This is a genomic window from Chloroflexota bacterium, from assembly GCA_020161265.1.
Classification (GTDB): Bacteria; Chloroflexota; Chloroflexia; order Chloroflexales; family Herpetosiphonaceae; genus Herpetosiphon.
Genome location: JAIUOC010000005.1, coordinates 325731 through 347351, shown reverse-complemented (window position 1 = coordinate 347351; position 21621 = coordinate 325731). Strand labels below are relative to the sequence as shown.

Genomic DNA, 21621 nt, shown 5'->3' with positions numbered 1-21621 from the left:
CCTTCCGAGGATTTTGGTTATTTGAATCCATGTAGGACGCAACACAATTGTCGCTATCCTTTGGAGGTTTTAATCCCCTTCCGAGGATTTTGGTTATTTGAATGTATCGATCTTATGCTTGCTGAGCATCCACGCGATCGTTTTAATCCCCTTCCGAGGATTTTGGTTATTTGAATCTCGTTCCGAACCGACTTCGGCGGGTACGACGAAGAAAGTTTTAATCCCCTTCCGAGGATTTTGGTTATTTGAATTGCTATCACAGTACTGGACTGCTGCTCGGCCTGCTGCCGTTTTAATCCCCTTCCGAGGATTTTGGTTATTTGAATGGAGGATACACGAATGCGGTATATGCCAAACCATCGGGGTTTTAATCCCCTTCCGAGGATTTTGGTTATTTGAATCGTGGGATACCGCCAAACGAGCCGATGCGAGAGAAACGGTTTTAATCCCCTTCCGAGGATTTTGGTTATTTGAATAAACTTCCAAGGCCGACCGCGTAAGCGTCTGTATCAAGATCGTTTTAATCCCCTTCCGAGGATTTTGGTTATTTGAATTGACTAATCGGTCAGTTATTCGCTAACACAGCGTTAACAGTTTTAATCCCCTTCCGAGGATTTTGGTTATTTGAATAAATACAATCAGCCGCGCAACTTCTAGTAGAGGTGGTAGAGTTTTAATCCCCTTCCGAGGATTTTGGTTATTTGAATTTTGCCTCTCAAGTGTGCCTATTATTGGTACAGTTTTTACGTTTTAATCCCCTTCCGAGGATTTTGGTTATTTGAATCTTCCCAGTCGCTGCGCCTGTGCTTGCGCCAACGGACAAGTTTTAATCCCCTTCCGAGGATTTTGGTTATTTGAATGCAATCGACACACAATCGCAGTGTTGGGAAGACTTGTTCGTTTTAATCCCCTTCCGAGGATTTTGGTTATTTGAATGTTGCTTATTCCTTGCAATAAGTCAATGGCATTAGTTGAGTTTTAATCCCCTTCCGAGGATTTTGGTTATTTGAATGCAAGTTTTGATTGATATTACAGAAAACCGTAAAGGGAGTTTTAATCCCCTTCCGAGGATTTTGGTTATTTGAATAAAGGCATTCCGCCTCAGCCCCAAAGCCGAGGCAGATCTGCGTTTTAATCCCCTTCCGAGGATTTTGGTTATTTGAATGCTATATCAGTCTGGGCGCGGCAACCGAGAAATTCAAAGTTTTAATCCCCTTCCGAGGATTTTGGTTATTTGAATTCGCCACGGCGCCGAGCTACTGGACGCCCAAGCTCGTCGGTTTTAATCCCCTTCCGAGGATTTTGGTTATTTGAATATCAATACAGCTCAAATCCCAAGCTGGGTGCTAAATTTCGTTTTAATCCCCTTCCGAGGATTTTGGTTATTTGAATTTACCAGAAGTAGCCGCCGGATTTTACACCGTTGATTGTGTTTTAATCCCCTTCCGAGGATTTTGGTTATTTGAATCCATGAGGGCACGGTCAATCAACAGCATGTCCATGTTGCGTTTTAATCCCCTTCCGAGGATTTTGGTTATTTGAATATTGATCGGGGCTACACCAACGAAGGGCAAAACATGCGGGTTTTAATCCCCTTCCGAGGATTTTGGTTATTTGAATGCGTATATTGTTCCTTTTCCCAAATATCGCGAAATGCAAGGTTTTAATCCCCTTCCGAGGATTTTGGTTATTTGAATAATCTCGGTTCTGTAGCGGGTTGCGCCGTCGTCATCGACCGTTTTAATCCCCTTCCGAGGATTTTGGTTATTTGAATATAACGCTTGACCGCCAAGAGAATAGGACGCTTTTTGTTTTAATCCCCTTCCGAGGATTTTGGTTATTTGAATACGATTGATTTCAACTGTCTCATGTGGAATGTGATTGACGGTTTTAATCCCCTTCCGAGGATTTTGGTTATTTGAATCGACCAGCTCAGCGCCGAGCGTAAAGCGGCATACGAAGGTTTTAATCCCCTTCCGAGGATTTTGGTTATTTGAATAAAGAACTTACCGAAATGGTTTGGTCGCCTTCGGAGCTTCGTTTTAATCCCCTTCCGAGGATTTTGGTTATTTGAATGTATTCACCTTGTTAGGCTTCAAGCGAAGTATTCTGTTTTAATCCCCTTCCGAGGATTTTGGTTATTTGAATTGAGTGTGAGCACGCGGAGTGGCATGCGACGAATATGTTGTTTTAATCCCCTTCCGAGGATTTTGGTTATTTGAATGTTAACCATCTCTCCAGAAGCGCGAGGGCCACGACTGGGTTTTAATCCCCTTCCGAGGATTTTGGTTATTTGAATTTGCATCGGTTCAAAGGCGCAAAATTGCATGTTTTATTATGGTTTTAATCCCCTTCCGAGGATTTTGGTTATTTGAATAGGTTATGAAGATTCTGGCTGTGAGAGTGGTTATTGTAGTTTTAATCCCCTTCCGAGGATTTTGGTTATTTGAATGATCAACAGAAACGAGAGATAAAGCTTAAGTCAATGTTTTAATCCCCTTCCGAGGATTTTGGTTATTTGAATGTATTTTAGTTCGTTCGTTTCTGCGAAGGCTACAAACTGTTTTAATCCCCTTCCGAGGATTTTGGTTATTTGAATGTACGTTGGTGACTCAGGCGGCGGGGCCACTGGCACTAGGTTTTAATCCCCTTCCGAGGATTTTGGTTATTTGAATGAACGGTACTGGCGGGGAGTGACCTATCGCCACCCCAGCGTTTTAATCCCCTTCCGAGGATTTTGGTTATTTGAATGTCAATCACTACGTGAGTGATCCCGTGTCGGAGTTTGTAGGTTTTAATCCCCTTCCGAGGATTTTGGTTATTTGAATACATATTGTGCTGAGCTTGCGGCGTTGCCGCAGCTCAAACTGTTTTAATCCCCTTCCGAGGATTTTGGTTATTTGAATTAAGTCACCATTGGGATTGGTGACGAACGTCGCGCTCAGTTTTAATCCCCTTCCGAGGATTTTGGTTATTTGAATGGTTGCCAGTACCGCAGGCGCAAACGTGACCGTTGAAACGGTTGTGAGTTTTAATCCCCTTCCGAGGATTTTGGTTATTTGAATGGAGTTCCTGTACCAATATAAAATCCACCATTCAAACCGTTTTAATCCCCTTCCGAGGATTTTGGTTATTTGAATTATCAAAATTTGGGGCAAGGTGAGCCTAAAGATTTAGAGTTTTAATCCCCTTCCGAGGATTTTGGTTATTTGAATCGAGCGGTATGGGCACAGCCGCCGACCTCGCAGGTACAGTTTTAATCCCCTTCCGAGGATTTTGGTTATTTGAATCATTTGATAACCTTGATACAGAAGCCACAAAACGGTTTTAATCCCCTTCCGAGGATTTTGGTTATTTGAATAAATGTTTACAATGATATCGCAGGAGTCGGATTACTATAGTTTTAATCCCCTTCCGAGGATTTTGGTTATTTGAATTTCACCAACACGCATGGGTGTTTCACGAATCGAAATAGAGTTTTAATCCCCTTCCGAGGATTTTGGTTATTTGAATTCGTATTATGCGAACACCCGATAGCGTTATCGACTATGTTTTAATCCCCTTCCGAGGATTTTGGTTATTTGAATGAACTATGGTTTGTCCACCGTGCCCAGCTCCGGAGTTTTAATCCCCTTCCGAGGATTTTGGTTATTTGAATGAAAATGGTTCGATCAAGGTCGTCAAAGGTGCTACAGGTTTTAATCCCCTTCCGAGGATTTTGGTTATTTGAATCCATTATTCACCAAAAGGATAAATGCTATGAGCTATGAGTTTTAATCCCCTTCCGAGGATTTTGGTTATTTGAATGCCGCCCACTGGTGGCCGTGGCCTTGGCAGCGCTTGGTTTTAATCCCCTTCCGAGGATTTTGGTTATTTGAATGCTTTTAGCCTTGCCCTAGAAATAGGCAACGCTGCAATAGGTTTTAATCCCCTTCCGAGGATTTTGGTTATTTGAATGCTGCAAGGCTCTTGGGGCGGTCAGGGTAAGATTATGTTTTAATCCCCTTCCGAGGATTTTGGTTATTTGAATTTAAGATATTCCCCGACATAGGCATTCCGTAGAATTGAGTTTTAATCCCCTTCCGAGGATTTTGGTTATTTGAATTGCCCACCCGCGACCCCATACACTGCCTCATTGAGCAATTCGTTTTAATCCCCTTCCGAGGATTTTGGTTATTTGAATGGCTTGTACGCTTGCCATGCCTCAATCACGGCGTTTCTATCGTTTTAATCCCCTTCCGAGGATTTTGGTTATTTGAATATTTTGCGACTGATTGAATCGTGTACATATCCAAAGCGTTTTAATCCCCTTCCGAGGATTTTGGTTATTTGAATGGACGCTATGTCCGAAATCTGCCAACGCGAAAATGTAAGTTTTAATCCCCTTCCGAGGATTTTGGTTATTTGAATCTTAGATTCTCGTCAACGGTAGCAGCGGGCAAGAAGCAGTTGGTTTTAATCCCCTTCCGAGGATTTTGGTTATTTGAATTTACTGCCACAGTGCGGGCAGGTATTGACCTCGATGTGTTTTAATCCCCTTCCGAGGATTTTGGTTATTTGAATCACATAGATAGAAAGGAATCCCCATGGGGGTTTGTTTTAATCCCCTTCCGAGGATTTTGGTTATTTGAATCTTCGCCAACGCGCATGGGTTGAGTCAATCCTATGTACGTTTTAATCCCCTTCCGAGGATTTTGGTTATTTGAATGTATCCCTATCGGCCAGCTTGCCAAGGCCTGCTATGCCGTTTTAATCCCCTTCCGAGGATTTTGGTTATTTGAATGCCACTAGGCGCGTTTGGGCAAGTTAGACAGATACGTTTTAATCCCCTTCCGAGGATTTTGGTTATTTGAATGCTTATTACCCGGAGTACGAAGAAGACCGTTGCGAGTGTTTGTTTTAATCCCCTTCCGAGGATTTTGGTTATTTGAATCAAAACCCTTCGCGTTGATCCCTTATTTGACATCGGGCGTTTTAATCCCCTTCCGAGGATTTTGGTTATTTGAATATTTAGGGACGTTTGCCCTGGAAACCGGATGGTTTGACCTTGGTTTTAATCCCCTTCCGAGGATTTTGGTTATTTGAATGTTGTGCTATTGTTTGTTGTGTATCTATTTGTGTATAGGTTTTAATCCCCTTCCGAGGATTTTGGTTATTTGAATGCACCAAACGGATTTGCCCTTTGCTTGCGGTGCTAACTTGTTTTAATCCCCTTCCGAGGATTTTGGTTATTTGAATATACTCACGACCTCGACCTTACCGGTCAAGGTGCTCGATTGTTTTAATCCCCTTCCGAGGATTTTGGTTATTTGAATGAAAAAGAGGAGGTGCGAGAGTTACACCACCTGTTAGAGTTTTAATCCCCTTCCGAGGATTTTGGTTATTTGAATGACTTGCGTTGGCGCACCCTTTGGATCAAGCCAAACTTCTGTTTTAATCCCCTTCCGAGGATTTTGGTTATTTGAATTTTGATCGCTACCTGCCAAGCCTAACCAAGCAAGAGCTTAAGTTTTAATCCCCTTCCGAGGATTTTGGTTATTTGAATGCTCTTGTCGATGATCTTTATAGCCCACTTATGATCACCGTTTTAATCCCCTTCCGAGGATTTTGGTTATTTGAATGGAAGATAACATTTTTAACATCGTAATAGGTAGCAATCCCCGTTTTAATCCCCTTCCGAGGATTTTGGTTATTTGAATAAACGTAAAGATTACCATTGGAATCGGTATCAACCAATTGGGTTTTAATCCCCTTCCGAGGATTTTGGTTATTTGAATTCATGGTTGCCAAACAAAACAGTAAGCATCGTTCGGTTTTAATCCCCTTCCGAGGATTTTGGTTATTTGAATAGTATATTCCTGAGAACCATGATCCACTTTTTTCGCTGTTTTAATCCCCTTCCGAGGATTTTGGTTATTTGAATAACCAGAATTGGAACCATCCAGCCGAGAAAGAATAGGTTTTAATCCCCTTCCGAGGATTTTGGTTATTTGAATTGAGAAAAAAACGGGCTTGGTCTGTCAAGTATTAATTTCGGTTTTAATCCCCTTCCGAGGATTTTGGTTATTTGAATTCGCTGATTACGAGTTCGAATACCGCGACGAGCAGTGTTTTAATCCCCTTCCGAGGATTTTGGTTATTTGAATTTATCCAAATTTGGTTAGACAGTATGGGCAACGTTGCCTATCGGTTTTAATCCCCTTCCGAGGATTTTGGTTATTTGAATCGACGAAGATGAGCCTGAGATTCGCCAGCCATTCTTGGCGTTTTAATCCCCTTCCGAGGATTTTGGTTATTTGAATGGACGTGGATTGAGTTTGATCGCATCCGCCATTCCTATACGTTTTAATCCCCTTCCGAGGATTTTGGTTATTTGAATTTATTGACAGTCAAGGCAACTTGTGTGAAGTGACGGTTTTAATCCCCTTCCGAGGATTTTGGTTATTTGAATCAATCACCACACGCGGGCCAAACACCAAACGCGAAGCCAACGTTTTAATCCCCTTCCGAGGATTTTGGTTATTTGAATTCGCACCAACTTGGGCTTTTGCGCCGCCTTCGCAATCAAGGTTTTAATCCCCTTCCGAGGATTTTGGTTATTTGAATACGTTGGTCAAGCTGCTACTGTCGAAGTTGCGCCTAGCGTGTTTTAATCCCCTTCCGAGGATTTTGGTTATTTGAATCGAATTGACCGAGGACGGTCGCCAAATTATTGAAAGCGTTTTAATCCCCTTCCGAGGATTTTGGTTATTTGAATGGCCACCGGAGGGACGAGCAAGGCCAAGAAAAAGCGCTGTTTTAATCCCCTTCCGAGGATTTTGGTTATTTGAATCTATACGATCTTCATAACGACACTGATAGACGGTCATTTTTTGTTTTAATCCCCTTCCGAGGATTTTGGTTATTTGAATGACTTTCGGGTTTACGATAGCGACCGCTATGGCGGTGCGTTTTAATCCCCTTCCGAGGATTTTGGTTATTTGAATACCAATCGGGTTGAGCTTTTGAAGTGGGGCAAGGCTAGTTTTAATCCCCTTCCGAGGATTTTGGTTATTTGAATGAATACCGCAAGGGTAAGTAGGCCTAGAGTAGCATTAGTGCGTTTTAATCCCCTTCCGAGGATTTTGGTTATTTGAATTCATTGGCTCCCCCTTTGGGTTTTCTAGCCGGTTGACCCGCGGTTTTAATCCCCTTCCGAGGATTTTGGTTATTTGAATAGGGGGATCTTTTGCCAATATTGGCAATTTGGGGTTTGTGTTTTAATCCCCTTCCGAGGATTTTGGTTATTTGAATATACTCAGGCCAGCACCAACACCCTGGTTCTGTGCCAAAGGGGTTTTAATCCCCTTCCGAGGATTTTGGTTATTTGAATCAAGAATGCCGAGGCAGAACGAGCGTGGGGTGCGTGGGGGTTTTAATCCCCTTCCGAGGATTTTGGTTATTTGAATGTGGGAAGATGATCCGAATGAGCCTGTGTATCCTGCTGTTTTAATCCCCTTCCGAGGATTTTGGTTATTTGAATTATTACAAACTGCCGAATGAAAAGAAGTGGGATATAGAGTTTTAATCCCCTTCCGAGGATTTTGGTTATTTGAATTGATGCAGATACTGAAACAGGCAGTGGAGGCGCAACGATGAAGGTTTTAATCCCCTTCCGAGGATTTTGGTTATTTGAATCTCGATAGTGGGATCGAGGATTTAGTCGTATGGGAGTCCAAAGTTTTAATCCCCTTCCGAGGATTTTGGTTATTTGAATCGATAGGCTGCTGCAATAGTCTCTGCGCCGATCCATGCCGTTTTAATCCCCTTCCGAGGATTTTGGTTATTTGAATCATCATTTGAGGGTGATTGAGTGTGTTATTAAGAAATGCGTTTTAATCCCCTTCCGAGGATTTTGGTTATTTGAATTGATAACTTTTTTCATGAATTAGTTACCGATAATCCCGTTTTAATCCCCTTCCGAGGATTTTGGTTATTTGAATTGAAAATACGGGACGTACTTCATACAAGCTCGGTATTATTCAGTTTTAATCCCCTTCCGAGGATTTTGGTTATTTGAATGTATCATTGACGCGGCCAAAGATGCGCTTGGAATTGCAGTTTTAATCCCCTTCCGAGGATTTTGGTTATTTGAATGCAATATTGCCTGTAAGATCGTCTAACAAGCCCCAATCAGTTTTAATCCCCTTCCGAGGATTTTGGTTATTTGAATTTAACATACACGATGCTTTCGTCTAATCCTTTGGTTTTAATCCCCTTCCGAGGATTTTGGTTATTTGAATATTTTTATCAACGGCGGCAACCCGTTTTTTGTTGGTGGCATTGTTTTAATCCCCTTCCGAGGATTTTGGTTATTTGAATTGTTTATTGACCTAATCAGTACGCGCACAGGTATTGTTAAGTTTTAATCCCCTTCCGAGGATTTTGGTTATTTGAATCCAGTTGCGCGAGTTTTCGCAGGGATCGTAGCGCGTACCGTTTTAATCCCCTTCCGAGGATTTTGGTTATTTGAATCGAGAAGGTAAAGACCGCGACTTGCGACGAAAAAGTAATGTTTTAATCCCCTTCCGAGGATTTTGGTTATTTGAATCGAGCAACAGCATCCCAATCGATATCGACATTGAGCGCGTTTTAATCCCCTTCCGAGGATTTTGGTTATTTGAATTTAAAGGAACGTTGACAGACCGCCAAAAAGCTAACTTTGTTTTAATCCCCTTCCGAGGATTTTGGTTATTTGAATGTTAAACTGGCGACATACCCTTGGCGGGTATTCGTTGGTTTTAATCCCCTTCCGAGGATTTTGGTTATTTGAATCTAAGACTTCGAGATCGTTCTCATCACGGGGCACAGCCGGTTTTAATCCCCTTCCGAGGATTTTGGTTATTTGAATTCATGAGCATATGGAATATATTCGCTACAATCGTGAGCCGTTTTAATCCCCTTCCGAGGATTTTGGTTATTTGAATCTGGGGACGCATCAATGATTACACCGTTGTCAGTATTTGTTTTAATCCCCTTCCGAGGATTTTGGTTATTTGAATCACCCATGCCGCCGCCGCCCTTATCCCACACAATCACGTTGTTTTAATCCCCTTCCGAGGATTTTGGTTATTTGAATGGGTTCATATGCTGCCTTCCTGCCTCTCGCGAGGCGATAGTTTTAATCCCCTTCCGAGGATTTTGGTTATTTGAATGGCGTTTGGGCGTTGGCTGATATCGCATTGGTGCGGCCATGCGTTTTAATCCCCTTCCGAGGATTTTGGTTATTTGAATAATTGATTACTGCCAGGACAAATGGCTAAAAACATATCCGTTTTAATCCCCTTCCGAGGATTTTGGTTATTTGAATCGCCTTCGGGCGCTTCGGCCTTGACCATCCAACCTACGTTTTAATCCCCTTCCGAGGATTTTGGTTATTTGAATAAATTCCACAAACCACACTCTATGATACGCTTTCAACCGGTTTTAATCCCCTTCCGAGGATTTTGGTTATTTGAATGGTGTTATGAACGATTTTGAGCGCCGCCGCCGCCGTGTTTTAATCCCCTTCCGAGGATTTTGGTTATTTGAATGCGAGTGCATCGGGCGCTAAGCAGATCAAATACCCAAAGGTTTTAATCCCCTTCCGAGGATTTTGGTTATTTGAATAATAAGGATGCAGCCCGTATGGAGCGACCAGCAATCCTGTTTTAATCCCCTTCCGAGGATTTTGGTTATTTGAATGCGGGTTTTCTCAATCACCCCAATCAACACTGGAATAGTTTTAATCCCCTTCCGAGGATTTTGGTTATTTGAATTTCCAGCACGTGCCAAACGAACACGCGGATCAGGTGAGTTTTAATCCCCTTCCGAGGATTTTGGTTATTTGAATGGCCACAGTTTCATTCGTAGTAGCCAATTCTGTTACTGTTCGTTTTAATCCCCTTCCGAGGATTTTGGTTATTTGAATGGCATTCAATCACCATCGACGGTTTTACGCGATGAAGTGTTTTAATCCCCTTCCGAGGATTTTGGTTATTTGAATCTGAATCACGGCCCGTGGCTGCCCTAAGAACCGCCCGATCAGTTTTAATCCCCTTCCGAGGATTTTGGTTATTTGAATCCATTACTTGTTGCAGTAGCTGGAATCTTTCAGATAAGTTTTAATCCCCTTCCGAGGATTTTGGTTATTTGAATACATACTGCATGACAACATCATAATAGAAGTTAAGTTGAGTTTTAATCCCCTTCCGAGGATTTTGGTTATTTGAATATAACAAGTTATTTACTTACAAAGTAGGGCCAATAAAGTTTTAATCCCCTTCCGAGGATTTTGGTTATTTGAATAAATTATCAGTAATTGTGACGATTGTTCTGCTAAATTGGTTTTAATCCCCTTCCGAGGATTTTGGTTATTTGAATTCAACAACAACTCTTCGACATCAAACTGAAAATCTTTACATGTTTTAATCCCCTTCCGAGGATTTTGGTTATTTGAATACCAAAGGTGATGTCGTCCAGCGCTCGTTTTGTGTTTTAATCCCCTTCCGAGGATTTTGGTTATTTGAATATCGATCGGCATGCGCATCACCTTCAATTATGAGTTAAGTTTTAATCCCCTTCCGAGGATTTTGGTTATTTGAATCTACAATTGGTTCAAAAACGTCGGGAAAGAGATGGTCAATGTTTTAATCCCCTTCCGAGGATTTTGGTTATTTGAATATAGTTCGGACTTGATTGGCGTTGGCACATTCTTAGTTTTAATCCCCTTCCGAGGATTTTGGTTATTTGAATATGATGTATCTCCTAAGCCCGCATCGCTGCGGGCGCTATACCGTTTTAATCCCCTTCCGAGGATTTTGGTTATTTGAATGCAGTAGCCCGATTCTTTGCCCAAGGTCGAGAAAACAACGTTTTAATCCCCTTCCGAGGATTTTGGTTATTTGAATGGAAGAAGGCGCTCGCGTCTATATTCCTTCCCATATGATGTTTTAATCCCCTTCCGAGGATTTTGGTTATTTGAATCGTTTGGCGCTTCTTGAGTGAGGGATCGGCTTCGGCATGTTTTAATCCCCTTCCGAGGATTTTGGTTATTTGAATGCCATGACGCAGCTGAAGGTGCTGCGAACGCAATTCACCAGTTTTAATCCCCTTCCGAGGATTTTGGTTATTTGAATGGCGAATTTATGACCGCCATTGGCGCACCGGAGATGCGTTTTAATCCCCTTCCGAGGATTTTGGTTATTTGAATTGTGTTGGTTGCGACAGGATAAACGCGGTCATACCATAGTGTTTTAATCCCCTTCCGAGGATTTTGGTTATTTGAATGGCGTAAGCAGTCGAACATGTTGATTATAGAAGACATTGTTTTAATCCCCTTCCGAGGATTTTGGTTATTTGAATGGAAGTTAGCTGCGCTATTGGATGAGCGACCAATCGGTTTTAATCCCCTTCCGAGGATTTTGGTTATTTGAATGTTTCCAGCGAACGTTGAATCCAGATCGTGTACGTTTTAATCCCCTTCCGAGGATTTTGGTTATTTGAATCTCAACGAAACTGTCGGCAAATCGGAGAAGGCGCTCGTTGGTTTTAATCCCCTTCCGAGGATTTTGGTTATTTGAATTCTAGATATGTAGATACCTACACTATAAAACTGCTAGGTTTTAATCCCCTTCCGAGGATTTTGGTTATTTGAATTCACAACGCACCATATCGCTATCTTTTATCGCAAAAGGTATGGGGTTTTAATCCCCTTCCGAGGATTTTGGTTATTTGAATGCATTTATTGAGCTTCAGCCAGCCAAGCGCACGTTACGCCAGTTTTAATCCCCTTCCGAGGATTTTGGTTATTTGAATTTCCTCAATACTCATTCCTTCTTCTTCGGTTCCCTCGCTGGTTTTAATCCCCTTCCGAGGATTTTGGTTATTTGAATGCTACCTGCCAGCACCAGACCGCGAGTGGGTCTTTCGGCGTTTTAATCCCCTTCCGAGGATTTTGGTTATTTGAATGCACCGTACTTCTCCTGTAGGCGATCCCACTCGTTGTAGTTTTAATCCCCTTCCGAGGATTTTGGTTATTTGAATCTAGCGTGCGTTGCGCCGTTTGGTGTTGATCCAATTCGAGGTTTTAATCCCCTTCCGAGGATTTTGGTTATTTGAATATACCCTACTTTTCATGGCTTTGCAAGGCGCTAAAACGCGCGGTTTGCGCGGTCCGATTTTTTGGGGCAGTTTTAACTCGCTTTTTAAGCAAATTTCCATGTGGATAAGTCGCTTTCTACCCTTCAGAATGGGATCGCGCGGCATGTTGAAAAAGTTAAATTGTGGATAACCATCGATTTAGCGCTTTGCTATGCCGAAATTCAAAAAATGTAAATCGTAACGCTGGTTTCAAGCGCTGGCCCATTGCCCACAATTTCGGTATTTGGGGCACAGGCAGCACAAATGCGATATGTCCGCAGATTATCGCCATCTTCTGGCCGCAGCACTTTATGCAATTTGCCGCGCAATTTGGTGTATTGCTTGGCGGTCAAGTCGCATTCAAAGACGCTATATTGCACCCGCTGGCCAAAGCCTTCAAGAATTTTGGCAATTTTGGTGCGCCGCTTATCAACCGCAATATCGTAGGAGATCAAGTACAGCATACGTGCTCCTAACGGGTTGTCCAGGCTTGGTAGCTTGTGCCAGTCTGGATTGCGCGAGCCAATAAGCGGGCTTGAAGCTCAATACAACGCCAATAGCTGACTTTGCCAGGCCGTCCGTCTGCACCATCGGGATGGGTGACTTCAGTGCGCATACGTTCTTCAAAAGCCGCTACAAAGCGTTTTTTGCCCTCATTGCTGAGTAAAATTGGGTGCTTGGGATCATCACTCGGGCTGAAATCATTGGCCGTCAGCCTGCCATCATTACAGCAGCGAATCACCAAGGCATCGACCAAAATTGGCCGAAATTCTTCGATCAAATCAAGCACTAACGATGGTCGATTGTAATCGAGTTGATGTAAAAATCCTTGATAAGGATCGAACCCTACCGCCTGAACTGCGCCAAGGGTTTTATGCACCAAAAGGGTATAGCCCAACGATAATAATACATTAACTGGGTCGGTTGGTGGGCGGCGATTACGATTATTGAACATCCATTCGCTATCAAATAAGCTGCGCAAACCACCAAAATAGGCTGCCGAGCCGCTACCTTCAACCCCAACCAATGAGCTGATTTTGGTGGTGCGATCAACCCGATCAATAAAATGGTCTAAGGCTTCAATCGATTCTAAAACCTCTTTTTCGACCTGTTGGCGGTTGCGGGCGAAGCGTTGCAATACAGCCCGGCAATTGCGTAATTTGCCGCTAACACAGGCTTGAGCCATCGCCAAAGCCCAAGTCTCATCGTCTGCTCGGCGATATTGGTTGCGCCGCAAGGCCACATGGGCGGTCACTTCACCAATCAACCGCCCATGGTAGCGCCCGTGAATCGTCAAAAATGTTACTTCAATCTGTTGATCCAACAGGCGCTTGATTGCAGGCGTACTAAACCCAATATTGCCCATCACTACAATATCTTCGAGTTTGGCCATTGGCACGTTGCCCAGCTCTTGATCAGTTTGCCAAATTGCTAGCCGTTCACCGTCACAGCGAATTTCTGCACCTTGTTCGAGAACATAAAGCGTTGCCATAATTCCCACTCCTTAGCGTTCAACTAAGCGGGCGCGGCCTAAACCGCGCGTCGTTCCAGCCCCAACTCCGCTCCAAAAAGCAAACCGCGCCAAGGTGTCAATACATGAACACCAATAGCGATCACGCGAGGTTGCGGTGTAGGTGCAATGGCCAACCGCACCAATTTGGATGGCTTGGTTTTTGGTTGGCTCGCGCTGTGAGCGTAATTCAAAATAACTGGTCGCCATGCATTCGCTAGCAAAGCGCTTCACTTCATCGGGGAATGTCAGCGGTGCAACTGCATTCCATTTATCCAGCAAACTGCCAAATACCAAATCGGGGGTTGGCATCGGCTGATTCAAGCCCCGTTGACGAAAAGTTACTGGCGAGTGAAATTGGAATGTCCAGCGGTAGGCAATCGAATCTTGGGCCATGCTGGGAGCCAGCAATTCACTATAACTGCGCTGCCCAACCCAAGGGTGTTCGTGCTCTTGGCGCAAAATAGCTTCAATTCGCCATGAGCTGCCATCAAGATTCAATAATCCCAGTTGCTCTGGTTGCCAAGTTTGAGCCAGCTGCTCTAAAGCTGGGGTCAACAAGCTTATGCGCAAGCCATAATCTTCACTGGTTTGCACCGTAGCCTGGTTGCCCTGCGCATGCATGCCCAGCACATTCGAGACGGTCAGCGGCTTCGCGCCAACTTCATCGTGTACCTGTTGGGCTAAATCAGGGTTAGCCTCGCGAATGATATTCAAGATTGCTGCATGCGCTGCCCGAGCCAAACTAGGCTGAACCGTTGCATTGCTAAGCGGTCGAATTTGGAGCATTAACGCCATTGGCATCTGAAAATCCCTCATCCTAACGATTATTGCAATAATTGATTAATCCATTGGTTGATCGCGTGATATGGATTTTGATTTAGCGATCGCTGGGTTAGTTGTTGATAATTATGGTGAATGTAGCTCAATATTCCACTTGCTGAATCGCCAAATGCTTGTTCAATTTGCATTTGCGAAACACCACCCAAACTATGGGTAATTTCGTTACGTAATTCAATTAATGGCTGGCAAGTTTTGGCGAATTTCAAAACTAACTGAACTTGTGGATCGTTCGGTGCATACATACTCAGCAAGCGTTGTAAACCCGACTGACCTACAGTAATTTTTTCAATGCGCTGTTGACGCAGCCAACCAGCATCAACTTTGGCTCCATGCGGGTCTGCTTGGCCCTGCCAATTAATGAATGGAATATTTAAATTTAGGCAAACCAAGCGTAAACTATTTTCGACATAACGTACTAATTGGGTCAGAAAATCGGCATAATTATTGCTTTGCAAGCGAATTTCGGCCAGCGCTAAAACCTCGGCTAAGGCATTTTCATGCGATAGCGGGGTTAGCGCATTGTACAATTCGTGAATCATCACATCATACAACCCATCGGCCAAACCAACCAAATCGCGAATTGCCAAAATTGCCTGAGGCACATCGAGATTGACTCGCGCAGCCGCATGCGCCAACATCCCCTCAATCACTTTGGCACTACTTTCGCTTTGCAAATCGGTAAAATAAGGCCGATACAAATGCCAACTCTCCAGCGCTGCATGATATTGAAACGTGGTCAGATTGGCCTGAATCAGCTTGCGCAAAGGGCCGCCCAGAATCCGCCGCCCAATCGATAAGCGTTCTGGAAGCATACTATCAGGCGTAACATACAAGGCAATCGCGCGGGCCTGAAACATTTCAGTGCCAGCTAATTGCAGTGCATTCGACATAGCTGGAGTGCCGCCAGTTACCTCCAAAAAAACCTGGCTTGGCTTAATTTGGCTATCATACTTGGTTAATTGGGCCTCATAAAATCGAATAAGCTCGTTTTGGCGAGTTGGATTAACTGGCACAACATGCGCCAAAACGTGTTCAGGCCGAAAATTCCAACGTTCGATCAATAATTCACGCACGAGTTCGGCGGCTTCAAAGGTATCGGTCGGCTGATAGTTTGGATTAGATTGTTGGGTTCCAAATAAAAGAATCCAATCGATCGAATCAGCCTCAAGATAATCAATAACTTTTTTGATCATCGTAATTTGAAGGTTAGAGCCAATCTTGGTTTTATTGGTGCGAATATACTTAATTTTATCGCGATGGCTGGCTTTGTGTAATTCTACTGGCAGCAATTCCATTGGCAATAAAACATCGCGATTGCCAATATTACAAATCAATAATCTGGTCATACTATTCACTCCTAGATCAAGCTATACAATTTTTGAGTTAATATCGTTTGAATCTGCTGAAACGGCGATTCATGGATATCGATCTGCATTTTGCTCAACGTATCGTGTAACAAATCCAAGGGGGTTTGCTCAGGTTTGAGTTGCATTGCCTCGTTAATTTTTTCCTTGGAAACGCCTTGAAAGCCATGGGCAATGATGCTCTGGTTGCGCATTTGAGCTAAATTGGTAATTTTATAGAGATTTTTGAGGATGCCGATGTACAGGCCTGCTTGTTGTTTGTTGAGGTAGCGTTGCCCAGCTTTTTCGCTGGCAAAATTAAGCATGGCGATCAAAACTGGCACTGAAAAATGTTGATAATCGAGCTTTTGATCACCCAGCGTTGCTTGCTCAAGATATGCGTGGAGTGCTGGATCATCGGCCAACAATTGATCGAATTTGGCAAGATTCTCAGCTTTGTGCGCTTTACTATAATCAGTTGAAATATTGAAGGTTGTTTCAACCAAATAGCGCAAGACTGTTTCTTGGAAGCGAAACATACGCCCCAAGAAATCGGCATAGCGGCCATTGGTATAGGCAATTTGGGCATTATAATAAAGTTCAACCAAGAGAAATTTCAAGTCAGCTTGATCGATCTGATACGCAGTATGTTGAATTGAACGAACTAGATCACGCAACGAACCATCAACATCAAATTGAATTTGAGCTAAAATTTGCTGAGCTGAATCAAAATCGAAATCTTCACGATACTTAGCATAGCGCAACAATCCGATAATCCCTGCATCAACTGAGCCTTCGAGCAAGGTAATTGCCCCAAGAAAATTATGCTGCTGAATCAATTGAATCGCCGTTGAAATATTAAATGAATTGAGCAATTGTTTACGAATATTCAGCGAATAAGGCCATTGATCGTGCTCAGATTTATAGAGCACAAAGCAGGCTTCGCGAAAACGGGCAATGGCCTTGAATTGGAGCGCATTATTGAACGCTTGGGTTCCGCCAGCCGCTAAAATATAATATTCAGTTTCAGGTTGATGCTTGATATTCGCTAATTGTTGGCCAAATGCTTGCATCGCATCATCGTATAAACTTGGGTTAACATCGTAAATTGTGCGGCGCTCGACCATGCGAATCACATGGCTCCAATGTTCTTGAATATAGCGCTCCAAAATCATGCCAAACCAAAGCGTGTCTTTATCGCGCAAACTCACGCCATTGCGATCTTTCACGCTACTGGCAGGTGTATCGGCTTGATCGGTGTCGAACATGATTAATCGATCAATCACAAGCTGACGATACTGAAAATAACGAGCAAAGGCATCGATAATTGGTGCGCTAAATTGATGTTCGTTATAGGTTTGCCAATGGTGTTCGCCAGCTGGTCGCGATGGCCGAATAATCGCCCCTTGGACTGCGACATCGCTATTACCAACATTACAAAATGCAATTCGTTGCATATTAAGCTCCTTATATATTAAAAATTATCATCCCGTTCAACAACAATACTTTCTTCTTGTTCAATAAATTCTTGAATAACATCCTTGATATTATATATTTTCTGAAAGTTGAATACCGACTTATATTTAATCTCATCTTTATATATAAATACACATGGCCTATATAAAGTGCTAAGAAAGTTTTTGATTTTATTAATGGAATTATCTTTTTTAATTTTTTGTATTTCATCTATATTACAAAAAATAAAATAAATTTTTGGTATAAAATCAATATCATAATCATTACATCTTCGTTCTAGAATATAAAAAACATCTTTTCTTCGTACTCCTAATAAATTATGGATATTTTCTCGTATAAATCTATTAATGTCCTTAATTCTTTTACTAGAGAAATCTATGTATATAGGTATCATATCTATTTGTTTTACTGCAATTAATATATAATGTAATAATTCCGTGAAATATGATTCAAAATTACTATTATTTATATGAATATAGTTATTCCTATTTGCTTTTATATCGTTTAGTAAATTATCCATCTCAATCGACAGATTGTTTTGGGTAAATCTAAATGTATAGATTGGTTTTTGATCACTGATGCTATTTATATAGTTATTGAATAGTAATAATATCTCTGACTCTCTAGCAGTAACATCAGATTTTATTGAATAAAATTTTTCTATTTCTATATTTATTTCATTATCTATATGCAATGGAATATCTATTCCGTATTTTGCTGCCTTTAACCGAAGGGTTCTTATATTTCTTTGAGTTGCTTCTAAGAGATTTATAGAAAAAACATAATCCAAGAAATCGCTCATTATATACCTTTCTTTATCTCAATCATATCAAATCTTTAATTTTCTTAAACTTGATATGATTGAGATAAATGTAAAGAGATTAATTAGGATAAATCTTGTTCTAGTTCAAAAATTTATGATTGCATAGTTATTCTTACCCAACCAAATGGGACGCGCAACGCACCTTTGCTATCGCGAGCGGCGCGGCGGGTTTTCGGAAAGCGATCGCCTTCACGATACTCCTTGCGACTCAGCCGATAGCGGCGCATCAACTGAGCAAGTTGCGGCGTTTTGATAATATCGCCAAGGGTTTTGCTCTTCCAGCCAGTGCCCCAGCCAATGTCGATGTAGAAGCAGTTATCGGGAGCAGCATTGGCCTGTTGGGCAAGGTTGCTAAAGAATTGCTGGAGATGCTCGCCCTCACGGCGGCCAGTCCAGAACGTTAATTCTTGCTGAATCCGCGCTAGCCCTTGTTCGCGCCAAGCCTGTTTTAATGCCTCGACGCTAAATCCTTGCTCCTGTACCCCGAATTGTTTGGCCTGCTTATCCAAGATGTAATCATCGAATTTGATCCGAGCTTGCAAAGCTACACGCGGCTTAATCGCCTCCAAATCAAGCGGAATCCCTTGATTAGCGGCTGGGAACACTACAGCGTTGTAGAGCCGGAGCGCATCATCAGGCGCGGGCTGGCTATCGCTGACCTGAATTGCCCGAAACAGGTCATAGTTGGGATTTTGGCTTGGGCGTGATGCTTTAGGGCTAAGCAAACGTGCTTCCTGAGCCTGAAAAGCCCATTCGCGCCGATCGCTTAATTGCTGCATATCGAGGCTTAGGTTGCGCTGCTGATAGTGTTGACGGACCCATGCGCTGCGCAAAGCACCTTTAAGGCTACTGCCTGGAATGTAGGGCGCATGCGTCCATTGTTTGATCACAGGCCGCATAGTTTCTAGCTTAGAAACGCCCTCAAGTTTGTAGTAATACAATTCAGGCTGCTTGTTCAGCAGGTCTGCTGTTAAGAAGCTGCCTAAATCGGGCGTATTCAAAATTTGCTGATATAGCCGATCGTTGGGGTTTTCAGGCAAAATCTGTTCAAGCACCGCATCGACATTGAGCAGATAAAGAATATTGTTGAAGATCGCAAAATCGATGTTGCGGCGCAAATCTGGCCCGCCAGCGCCGATATGCACTGGCGAGAGCGTTTCAATCGTTAATCCATAATTGGTCATTGCGAATCTCCTACGCTACAACCGACCGTGAGCGCTAGCCCATGCCGCCAAACGGGGTGATTCACGCCAGCGTTGGGGGTGTCGTAGGTTGGGGCCACATCGACGCTTGAGCCAACGATCGAATGGGCTAAGCCTGCGCGATTCAAGCGCGAGCCAACCCCAATCATCCAAATGGCTTTGCGGCGTTGGGCTTTGGCAGCGGGCGAATACATCCAGCCAGTCACATCCTCTAAACTATAGGCTGCTGGTAGATCGAGCACCCCTGCCGCAAGCTCGGCTGCGCTCGGCAAATAGCGCGAGAGCACAATTACCGAATCGCTGGTAGCGGCTGGTAAATTAAGGCTAGTGGTTTGTAGCTCTGGCTCAAACATCCCAACCCCCTTGCTGCGCCGCCCGCCTAAGCCATCGATGCCAACTTGTACCAAGAGCGACATGAGTTGTTTGATATCACCAAGCGCCAAGATTGCTAAGCCACAGCCCTCGGCAAAGCGTACTTGGCCCGTTTCGTAATAGGCCGAAGCATTGCTCCAGCGATCAACTGCCACATGCGGAATCGACTCGATTTTCCAAAGCGGATCGGCTACAGCCCATTTGTTGGCGCTAAATTCAGCTTGGCTGACCAAGACACTGCCATTTTGCAAAGCAACGCCGTTGGTTGGCTGAAAATAATGGCTCAGCGAGTGGGTTCCGGCCAGCAGATTAATAAAAATCTCGCTGGAAACAAACCGCACTTTTTTGAATTGCTTGCGCTCGCCCGGGTTTTGCTGATCGCTGGGCAAGGGTGGTAGCATTGGCACAGGCAATAGTTGAATTCCATCAACATAGGGAAAACACGACGAGATTGTGAATGGCGGATGGCTTGGCTCGTTGGCCCAACGCTGGCCTTGTTGCAATGCCTGCCAAAATAAAGCTGCATACAGCGTATCGGATGGGCAAGTTTCGCTGACCACTTCCATATCGATGCCTTGCATGCCAAAGTGAAACGCAGCTTGTGGCTTGAGCCGAATCAGATTAAATTCCATGCTGCTCTCCTCTTATTTGGCAGCGTAGCCTTGAGCCGCCCACAAAGCCCGTAGCTCGGCCAACGAACCAATTTCGCCTTTTTCAAGCACAGGCTGCTCGTGATGCTGAAAGCGAATCATGATATTTTTGAAGGCAACTTGGCCACTACCACGCGCACCTTGGCCGCCTAAATAATCTTCTTCGACCAACTCAAGCCCACGAATAACCGTATTGAATAGCTTAGTATCTTGATCGTTGTAGAGCGTGAAGGTCAACGCGCCATCGAAAATTGCTCCCGCTGGAACCCGTTCTTGTTGACGCGGTGTGGCGGCTGAGGTTACCCGATCGATCGCGGCTTCCCATTTGACTTCGGTGTAGGGCAAGTCGGTGCGGGCATCACGGAAGGCGTTACGAGTTTGTTCACTCAAGGCAGCATCGCGCACAATCAAGCGGGTTGGCTCGGTCAGAAAATCACTAGCAGGAATTCCAAAAATGTGCAGCACTGGGCTGTTATCATACTCAGCCTGAGTTTTGGCCGAGTGAATTGAAACATCGCGGCCAATCGAAGTATTTTGGGCCAAACCATATAATTTTTCTAATTGCGAGCGCATTTTGCCGCGCAACGATGAGCCTGGCACGTAAGGTTCGCTGTTGAAGGGATTACGAATGACCGGATTATCGACGTTGCCAATCGCCAATGTGCCAGCTGCGCCACCAATATGTAAGCCAGTTAAGGCATGAATTTCAAAATTGACGAAAATTCGGCCAACAATTTTGATTTTGGGTGTTTGATCTGACATAATTTTTCTTCCTTATTTGCAAAAAATCGAGCTTCGCTGATGAGAACTATTGGCCGCCAAATGATCGATGATAGGCCAGAATTGCCTCAAAGAAATCGACAAAGTTGCGAAAGCGCTGGTAGAAGATATCTGGCTTATCAGCTTTTGCTTTCAGTACCAACTTGATCGCTGGCGTTAATTCATCGCTGAGTGCTTGAACCGCGCCGCCACGCTCACGTTTGGCTTGGTAGGCCAAGCGTGGTTGCAGCAAGGCAAATTCGCGTTGAGCACGCCGCACTGCCTCAGCCCGTTGTTGTTGCAAACTGGGCATCACCCAATCCATCTCGATGCGGCGGACTGTGCCGAAAATGCCGCGAATTTGGCTGGTAGTTAAGCGATTTCGCGCCAACTTCTCACCAATTTTTTGGGCGGCTTCAACCAATTTTTCAACATCATCGCCAGCAATAATTGCTTCACGTTCTTGTTCGGTAATCTCAGGCAT

At 43.6% G+C, this 21621-nt stretch carries 10 protein-coding genes and 1 CRISPR repeat array (1 of these 11 cut by a window edge); all 10 genes read right to left on the bottom strand.

What is annotated here, in order from left to right; all coding sequences use genetic code 11:
* Nucleotides 1-12140: direct repeats of the CRISPR family, unit length 37 nt; unit sequence GTTTTAATCCCCTTCCGAGGATTTTGGTTATTTGAAT; it reaches 462 nt to the left of the window's first position.
* Between the two features lie 201 nt (nucleotides 12141-12341).
* The 10 genes from cas2 to csm2 all read right to left on the bottom strand — a co-directional run bounded on the left by cas2 (nucleotide 12342) and on the right by csm2 (nucleotide 21621).
* Nucleotides 12342-12623 carry a CRISPR-associated endonuclease Cas2 gene (gene cas2, locus LCH85_13510; GenBank protein ID MCA0353007.1) on the bottom strand — a complete coding sequence of 94 codons (282 nt, stop codon included), beginning with the start codon at nucleotides 12621-12623 and terminating at the stop codon, nucleotides 12342-12344.
* Between the two features lie 8 nt (nucleotides 12624-12631).
* On the bottom strand, nucleotides 12632-13651 hold the full coding sequence (gene cas1 / locus LCH85_13505; protein ID MCA0353006.1) for a CRISPR-associated endonuclease Cas1: 1020 nt from the start codon (nucleotides 13649-13651) through the stop codon (nucleotides 12632-12634).
* 12 nt (nucleotides 13652-13663) lie between these two features.
* Nucleotides 13664-14473, bottom strand: coding sequence for a CRISPR system precrRNA processing endoribonuclease RAMP protein Cas6 (gene cas6 / locus LCH85_13500; GenBank protein ID MCA0353005.1), 810 nt, complete (start codon nucleotides 14471-14473; stop codon nucleotides 13664-13666).
* A 23-nt stretch (nucleotides 14474-14496) separates the two neighbouring features.
* Nucleotides 14497-15858 (bottom strand): hypothetical protein, encoded by a 1362-nt coding sequence (locus tag LCH85_13495; protein ID MCA0353004.1) that lies wholly within the window; start codon nucleotides 15856-15858, stop codon nucleotides 14497-14499.
* An 11-nt stretch (nucleotides 15859-15869) separates the two neighbouring features.
* Entirely contained in the window at nucleotides 15870-17312 is a 1443-nt protein-coding gene (locus tag LCH85_13490; GenBank protein ID MCA0353003.1) for a hypothetical protein, read from the bottom strand.
* Nucleotides 17313-17329: 17 nt separating this feature from the next.
* Nucleotides 17330-18133 (bottom strand): hypothetical protein, encoded by an 804-nt coding sequence (locus LCH85_13485; protein ID MCA0353002.1) that lies wholly within the window; start codon nucleotides 18131-18133, stop codon nucleotides 17330-17332.
* 113 nt (nucleotides 18134-18246) lie between these two features.
* On the bottom strand, nucleotides 18247-19338 hold the full coding sequence (gene csm5, locus LCH85_13480) for a type III-A CRISPR-associated RAMP protein Csm5 (protein ID MCA0353001.1): 1092 nt from the start codon (nucleotides 19336-19338) through the stop codon (nucleotides 18247-18249).
* The gene (gene csm4, locus LCH85_13475) at nucleotides 19335-20360 is read right to left on the bottom strand and encodes a type III-A CRISPR-associated RAMP protein Csm4 (GenBank protein ID MCA0353000.1); all 1026 of its coding nucleotides are present in this window, start codon (nucleotides 20358-20360) and stop codon (nucleotides 19335-19337) included. Before csm4 ends, csm5 begins: the two co-directional genes overlap by 4 nt.
* 12 nt (nucleotides 20361-20372) lie before the next feature.
* A complete protein-coding gene (gene csm3, locus LCH85_13470) occupies nucleotides 20373-21140 on the bottom strand; it encodes a type III-A CRISPR-associated RAMP protein Csm3 (protein ID MCA0352999.1) in 768 nt (255 codons plus the stop codon).
* 46 nt (nucleotides 21141-21186) lie between these two features.
* Entirely contained in the window at nucleotides 21187-21621 is a 435-nt protein-coding gene (gene csm2, locus LCH85_13465) for a type III-A CRISPR-associated protein Csm2 (GenBank protein MCA0352998.1), read from the bottom strand.

What these genes read in the sequence shown, in the direction of transcription:
- cas2 (MCA0353007.1), bottom strand. Translation starts at nt 12,623, where the DNA reads ATGCTGTACTTGATCTCCTACGATATTGCGGTTGATAAGCGGCGCACC.
- cas1 (MCA0353006.1), bottom strand. Translation starts at nt 13,651, where the DNA reads ATGGCAACGCTTTATGTTCTCGAACAAGGTGCAGAAATTCGCTGTGAC.
- cas6 (MCA0353005.1), bottom strand. Translation starts at nt 14,473, where the DNA reads ATGCCAATGGCGTTAATGCTCCAAATTCGACCGCTTAGCAATGCAACG.
- LCH85_13495 (MCA0353004.1), bottom strand. Translation starts at nt 15,858, where the DNA reads ATGACCAGATTATTGATTTGTAATATTGGCAATCGCGATGTTTTATTG.
- LCH85_13490 (MCA0353003.1), bottom strand. Translation starts at nt 17,312, where the DNA reads ATGCAACGAATTGCATTTTGTAATGTTGGTAATAGCGATGTCGCAGTC.
- LCH85_13485 (MCA0353002.1), bottom strand. Translation starts at nt 18,133, where the DNA reads ATGAGCGATTTCTTGGATTATGTTTTTTCTATAAATCTCTTAGAAGCA.
- csm5 (MCA0353001.1), bottom strand. Translation starts at nt 19,338, where the DNA reads ATGACCAATTATGGATTAACGATTGAAACGCTCTCGCCAGTGCATATC.
- csm4 (MCA0353000.1), bottom strand. Translation starts at nt 20,360, where the DNA reads ATGGAATTTAATCTGATTCGGCTCAAGCCACAAGCTGCGTTTCACTTT.
- csm3 (MCA0352999.1), bottom strand. Translation starts at nt 21,140, where the DNA reads ATGTCAGATCAAACACCCAAAATCAAAATTGTTGGCCGAATTTTCGTC.
- csm2 (MCA0352998.1), bottom strand. Translation starts at nt 21,621, where the DNA reads ATGCCTGAGATTACCGAACAAGAACGTGAAGCAATTATTGCTGGCGAT.